At 66.2% G+C, this 5,601-nt stretch carries 8 protein-coding genes; 1 reads left to right on the top strand and 7 read right to left on the bottom strand.

Going from position 1 to position 5,601, the window contains the following annotated elements; translation table 11 throughout:
* Positions 1-182, bottom strand: a 182-nt coding sequence (locus OJI97_RS12595) for a hypothetical protein (RefSeq protein ID WP_297663954.1), incomplete at its 3' end; no start/stop codon positions are given.
* A gap of 30 nt (positions 183-212) precedes the next feature.
* On the opposite strand from OJI97_RS12595, the gene OJI97_RS12590 reads away from it, so the two are divergent.
* The gene (locus OJI97_RS12590) at positions 213-902 is read left to right on the top strand and encodes an OmpA family protein (RefSeq protein WP_297663952.1); all 690 of its coding nucleotides are present in this window, start codon (positions 213-215) and stop codon (positions 900-902) included.
* 142 nt (positions 903-1,044) lie between these two features.
* Here the strand turns inward: OJI97_RS12590 and OJI97_RS12585 are convergent, their stop codons facing one another.
* Genes OJI97_RS12585 through OJI97_RS12560 form a run of 6 tightly spaced genes read right to left on the bottom strand, consistent with a single transcriptional unit; the run spans position 1,045 to position 5,144 of the window.
* Positions 1,045-1,674 carry a MarC family protein gene (locus OJI97_RS12585; protein ID WP_257545642.1) on the bottom strand — a complete coding sequence of 210 codons (630 nt, stop codon included), beginning with the start codon at positions 1,672-1,674 and terminating at the stop codon, positions 1,045-1,047.
* The gene (locus tag OJI97_RS12580) at positions 1,671-2,342 is read right to left on the bottom strand and encodes a hypothetical protein (protein ID WP_297663948.1); all 672 of its coding nucleotides are present in this window, start codon (positions 2,340-2,342) and stop codon (positions 1,671-1,673) included. Before OJI97_RS12580 ends, OJI97_RS12585 begins: the two co-directional genes overlap by 4 nt.
* Positions 2,342-3,247 carry a bifunctional methylenetetrahydrofolate dehydrogenase/methenyltetrahydrofolate cyclohydrolase FolD gene (gene folD, locus OJI97_RS12575; protein WP_297663946.1) on the bottom strand — a complete coding sequence of 302 codons (906 nt, stop codon included), beginning with the start codon at positions 3,245-3,247 and terminating at the stop codon, positions 2,342-2,344. The genes OJI97_RS12580 and folD overlap by 1 nt, the downstream gene beginning before the upstream one ends.
* Positions 3,247-3,546, bottom strand: coding sequence for a YggT family protein (locus OJI97_RS12570; protein WP_297663956.1), 300 nt, complete (start codon positions 3,544-3,546; stop codon positions 3,247-3,249). The genes folD and OJI97_RS12570 overlap by 1 nt, the downstream gene beginning before the upstream one ends.
* Positions 3,547-3,591: 45 nt before the next feature.
* The gene (argB, locus tag OJI97_RS12565; protein WP_297663945.1) at positions 3,592-4,500 is read right to left on the bottom strand and encodes an acetylglutamate kinase; all 909 of its coding nucleotides are present in this window, start codon (positions 4,498-4,500) and stop codon (positions 3,592-3,594) included.
* On the bottom strand, positions 4,497-5,144 hold the full coding sequence (locus OJI97_RS12560) for a queuosine precursor transporter (protein WP_297663943.1): 648 nt from the start codon (positions 5,142-5,144) through the stop codon (positions 4,497-4,499). Before OJI97_RS12560 ends, argB begins: the two co-directional genes overlap by 4 nt.
* Between the last annotated feature and the right edge of the window lie 457 nt (positions 5,145-5,601).

Below are 5,601 nucleotides of genomic sequence, written 5' to 3'. Positions count from 1 at the left end.
GGTCCCGCTTTTCGCCGTCGCTGAGCGGGACCCCGGATCAAGTCCGGGGTGACGAAGAAAGCAAAACCATGCTTTGTTTCCCAAACCATATCGCCATCGCTCAGCCGGGGTTCAGCCGGATTCTGGAACCAGTTGGCGCGGCATATGTTATCGACACGGACGGCGGCGCGCAGGGCCAGCAAGCGGCCGCCACTATAAAGGGAGCCAAAGACATGAACAGCAAGACGATCAAGCTCACCGCCCTCGCCAGCATCGGCGCGCTCGCGCTGACCGGCTGCGTGACCGACCCCGAAACGGGGAAACAGACGATCTCGAAGGCCGCGATCGGCGGCATCGGCGGCGCGCTCGGCGGCTATCTGCTCGGCGATCTCGTCGGCGGCCGTCACGACCGCACCGAAAAGATTCTCGGCGCCGGGATTGGCGCGGTCGCCGGCGCGGGTGCCGGCTATTATATGGATCAGCAGGAAAAGAAGCTGCGCGAACGCACCGCGGGCACCGGCATCGATGTCGAACGCCAGGGTGACCAGCTCGTGCTCAACATGCCCGGCGACGTCACCTTCGACCTCAACAGCGCGGTCGTGAAATCGCAGTTCCGCAGCGCGCTCGACAGCGTCGCCTCGACCCTGTCCGAATATCCGAGCACCTTTATCGACGTCTACGGCCACACCGATTCGCAGGGCAGCGACAGCTATAACCAGGGCCTGTCGGAGCGCCGCGCCTCGTCGGTCGCCGACTATCTCTCCAGCCGCGGCGTCAACCGCGCCCGCATGGCGACGATGGGCTATGGCGAATCGCAGCTCAAATGCGTCCCCGAACGCAGCGAAGCCGATTATCAGTGCAACCGCCGCGTCGAAATCCGCATCGCCCCGGTGACCCAGAACGACGTCAACAACGCGAGGTAAATCCTCCCCGGAACGGGGAGGGGGACCATGCGAAGCATGGTGGAGGGGCACGGGCGGACTCGCGCGGCGCCGAAAGGAAGCGAAAGGACGCACCTGCCCCTCCACCGCCCTTCGGGTGGTCCCCCTCCCCCTTGGGGGAGGATCAGCCCAAACTCGGAAAGCTCGCCTTCAGCCCGTCGATCACGAACTGCGCCGCCAGCGCCGCGAGCAGGACGCCGAGCAGGCGGGTGATCACCGCTTCGGCCTTGTTGCCGATCAGCCGCATCAGCGGCCCCGCCGCGAGCAGCGCCGCGAGCGTCAGCGCGAGCACCAGCAGCAGCGCGCCGAAAATCACCAGCGCCCGGTCGAGCCCGTTGTTCTTGGCGACAAGCAGCATCACCGAGGCGATCGACCCCGGTCCCGCGAGCATCGGCATCGCCATCGGAAAGACCGAGACATCCTCGACTTCGGGGGTCGCCTTGATCTTCTCGGCGCGCTGCTCGCGCCGTTCGGTGCGCTTCTCGAACACCATGTCGATCGCGATGATGAACAGCATGATCCCGCCGGCGATGCGGAAACTGTCGAGGTCGATGTGGAGGAAGGACAGCAAGGCTTCGCCGAACATCGCGAAGAAGATCAAGATGCCCCCGGCGATCAGCGTCGCGCGGATCGCCATCGACCGCCGCTGCTGCACGCTCGCGCCGGTCGTCAGGCTGGCATAGATCGGCGCGCAGCCCGGCGGGTCGATGACGACGAACAACGTCACGAAGGCCGAGATGAAGAGGTCGATCATGGCTGTTTCGGGGCCGCGACCTGGTTGTCGATCACCGTCCTCATCTCCTTGCCGTCCCACAGGCGGACGGTGACGCGGCGCGACTGGTCGGGATGGACGGTCGAGGTCCAGCTCAGCGTCTGGTCGGGCGACAGGCCGACCGCCATGTCGTCGCCTTCAGCGCCGGCCGCGATCGGTGCCGCCGGCCGCGATCCGCATTTCGCTTGCTTCGATGCGATGAAGTCGGGCGCGACGAGCGGGGCCGCCAGGCCATCGCCATGGTCGAGCACCCACGTCATCTTGCCCTTCTTGGGATCGCGGAGCCACACGGTGGTGAAATAGCCGTTCGCCGGCCCGTTTTGCCAGGCGCCGGTGGTGACCCCGACATTGCCATCGCAGCTCACATAAACCGCGTGCGGCTGCCACTTTACCGCCTCGGCGGGATCCCTCTGCGACTTCAGCCAGTCGAGCGCCTTCACCCGCTGCGGCACGAACATCACCGCATCGGGCGCCGCCGTCTCGCGAAAGGCGGTCCATTGTCCCTTTTCCTGCGCCAGCCGCGCAAAGGCTAATTCCGCGGCAATGAAACCGCTGGGATTCGCGGAGAGCGGGCGGTTGCGTTCGCGGGCTGCGACAGCCCCGCTTGCGATCATGGCAAGCGCCGTCGCGGCCACGATCAGCTTGCGCATCAGAATCCCTCCGGGTCGGGCAGTCCCGCGCGGCGATGCGCGGCGACGAGCGTGTTGCGCAGCAGGCAGGCGATCGTCATCGGCCCGACTCCGCCGGGCACCGGCGTGATCGCGCTCGCGACCGCGGCGGCACCGGCATAGTCGACGTCGCCGACCAGCTTGCCCTTTGCCGCGCCCTCGGCGGGCGGCAGGCGGTTGATGCCGACGTCGATCACGACCGCGCCGGGCTTGATCCAGTCGCCCTTCACCATCTCGGGCCGGCCCACCGCCGCGACGACGATGTCGGCGCGGCGCACCAGCGCGGGAAGGTTCTTCGTCCGGCTGTGCGCCATGGTGACGGTCGCATTCGCGTCGAGCAGGAGCGCCGCCATCGGCTTGCCGACGAGAATCGAGCGGCCGATCACGACCGCCTCCTTGCCCGACAGGTCGCCGAGCCGGTCCTGCAGCAGCAGCAGGCAGCCATAGGGGGTGCAGGGCACCATGCCCGCCATGCCGAGCGCAAGACGGCCCGCGCTGACCGGGGTGAGCCCGTCGACATCCTTGTCGGGGTCGATCGTCGCCACCGCGCGCTGTTCGTCGAGATGGCCGGGCAGCGGAAGCTGGAGCAATATGCCGTCGACCGCCGCGTCGGCGTTGAGGTGTGCCAGCAGCGCTTCGACCTCGTCCTGCGTCGCGGTGGCGGACAGGCGATGCTCGAAGCTCGCCATGCCGGCGGCAACGGTCGCCTTGCCCTTCGACCCGACATAGACCGCGCTTGCCGGATCGTCGCCGACGAGCACGACCGCGAGACCGGGGACGCGCCCCGTCGCGGCCTGAAACGCCGGGACCGCCTCGGCAATGCGGGCGCGCAGGCCCGCGGCAAACGCCTTGCCGTCGATGATGTCGGCTTGAGCAGGCGCCGTCATCACGCCATCCCGTTGGCGTAGGCGAAGCGTGCCAGATAGTTCAGCACGGGTCCGTCGAGGATGATGATCAGGATCAGCACGACCATCGGGGTCAGGTCGAGCCCGCCGAAATCGGGCATGATTCGCCGGAATGGCCGGTAAAGCGGCTCGGTGATCCGGTCGAGCACCAGCCAGAGCTGGCCGACGAAATCATTGTGGGTGTTGATGACGTTGAAGGCGATCAGCCACGACATCACCGCCTGCGCGATGATGAACCACCACAGGACCGTCAGCAGGATGTGGACGATCTGGAGGAACATGAGGAACAAGGCGGCGTCTCCGTAAAGGGGGTGTCGGTGGCTGTCTTAGCGGTGAATGAGCGTGCCCGCACCCCGTGCGGTGAAAATTTCGAGCAGCATCGCGTGCGGGATGCGCCCATCGAGGATGACCGCGGCCGCGACCCCGGCATCGACCGCGGCGACGCAGGTTTCGACCTTGGGAATCATGCCGCCGGTGATCGTCTCGTCGGCCTTGAGCGCGTCGATCGCCGTGCGGTCGAGGTCGGTGAGCAGTGTCCCCGCCTTGTCGAGCACCCCCGCGACGTCGGTCAGCAGGAAGAAGCGCTTTGCGCCGAGCGCGCCGGCGATCGCCCCCGCCATCGTGTCGGCGTTGATATTGTAGGTCGCCCCGTCGGCGCCGAGCGCGACCGGCGCCACCACCGGAATGAAATTGTCATTCGCCAGATTGGTGAGGATCGTCGGATCGACCGCGACCGGCTCGCCGACGAAGCCCAGATCGACGTGGCGCTCGATCCCCGAATTGGGGTCGGGCTCGCTGCGGGTCACCTTTTCGGCGAGCACCAGATTCGCGTCCTTGCCCGAAATGCCGACCGCGCGGCCGCCGAGTCCGGCGATCCAGCCGACGATCTCCTTGTTGATCTTGCCCGCGAGCACCATCTCGGCGACCTCGGCGGTCGCGGCATCGGTGACGCGGAGACCGCCGACGAAGGTCGATTCGATCCCGAGCTGCTTGAGCATCCGGCCGATCTGCGGCCCGCCGCCATGGACGACCACCGGATTGATCCCGACCGCTTTCAGCAGCACGACATCCTCGGCGAAGTCGCGCTGCGCCTCGGGATCGCCCATCGCATGGCCGCCATATTTTATGACGAAGGTCTCGCCCGCATAGCGCTGAAGATAGGGCAGCGCCTCGACGAGCGTTTCGGCCTTGGCGAGGAGGTCGGGCATCTTGGAGGGGTCTGTCACGGGCGTCATCCAGCGTTGTTCGCGTCGAGTTTGCGGCCGATGGCGACGACCGCCATCACGAGCAGCGGCACCATCACCGCCGACAGCACGACCTTGGCGATCATCTGGCCGAGCATCAGGTCGCCGATCGGACGGACGCCGTAGAAGCTGATCGTGATGAAGATCAGCGTGTCGACGATCTGGCTCAAGGCCGCGGCGATGAAACCGCGGAGCGGCAGCAGCCGGCCGTTGTTCGCGGTCATCCGCGCGAAGATCCAGACGTTGAGGCTGACCGAAACGCCATAGGCGATGATCCCGGCGGCCATCATCCGCCAGCTTTGCCCGACGATGATCGGAAAGGCCTCTTTTGCGGGCTCGTACATCCCCGCATCGGTGGGAAGCTGGAGGACGAACAGCGCGAGGATGATCGCGAGGACGAGCGGGATGAAGCCCAGCCGCACCATCCGGTCCGCGACGACGCGCCCATGCAGCTCAGCGATGCCGCTCGAGATGGCGATCAGCGTCAGAAAGGGGAAAATCCCGGCCTCAACGGCGAGCGGCCCCAGCGCGACCTGCTTCGCACCCAGGAAGCCGCCGAGCGGAACCATGCCGCCATAGAGGATCGCGAACAGCAGCAACGAGGGCGCGATGACGCGCGAAGAGCCAGTTTCCATCGGCGCCCGATAGTCGGTTTTGCGGACGCTGGAAAGACCGGGAAACAATGGCGCGGACACGCGTCGTGACGACGGAGGTCGGCTGGATTGCGAAAGTCCTGCGAATATCCGCCTTGGTGGGGAGCTGCCCTGCCTTCGTGCCTCGTCGTGGCGTGGAGCCGGTCGGCGCAAGGGCGACGTAGCAATTCCAAAGTTCAGGAAAGTTCAGCCTATTGCATCGCCCCGATACGAGTCTCGCGGCGTGCTGAACGCATCCGGCACCCCTCGCCGTGTCGCATCCGCAAGCTGGACCGCGACTGCTTTTATCCGCCGAATGAAAGAGCCGGATGAACGCTGACACAGCCGGATAATGTAGGAAAGGCCTATTTGAAGGCTATGTCGGCTTTGGAATGGAAAGCGGAAATTCCCCTCCCTGAAAGGGAGGGGTTAGGGGTGGGTAGCGAGCGTAGCGAGCCGG

It is taken from the genome of Sphingopyxis sp. (genome assembly GCF_025869345.1).
GTDB lineage: Bacteria > Pseudomonadota > Alphaproteobacteria > Sphingomonadales > Sphingomonadaceae > Sphingopyxis.
Note: the sequence above shows the minus strand (reverse complement) of the source record. Positions and strands in the feature narration are given on the sequence as shown.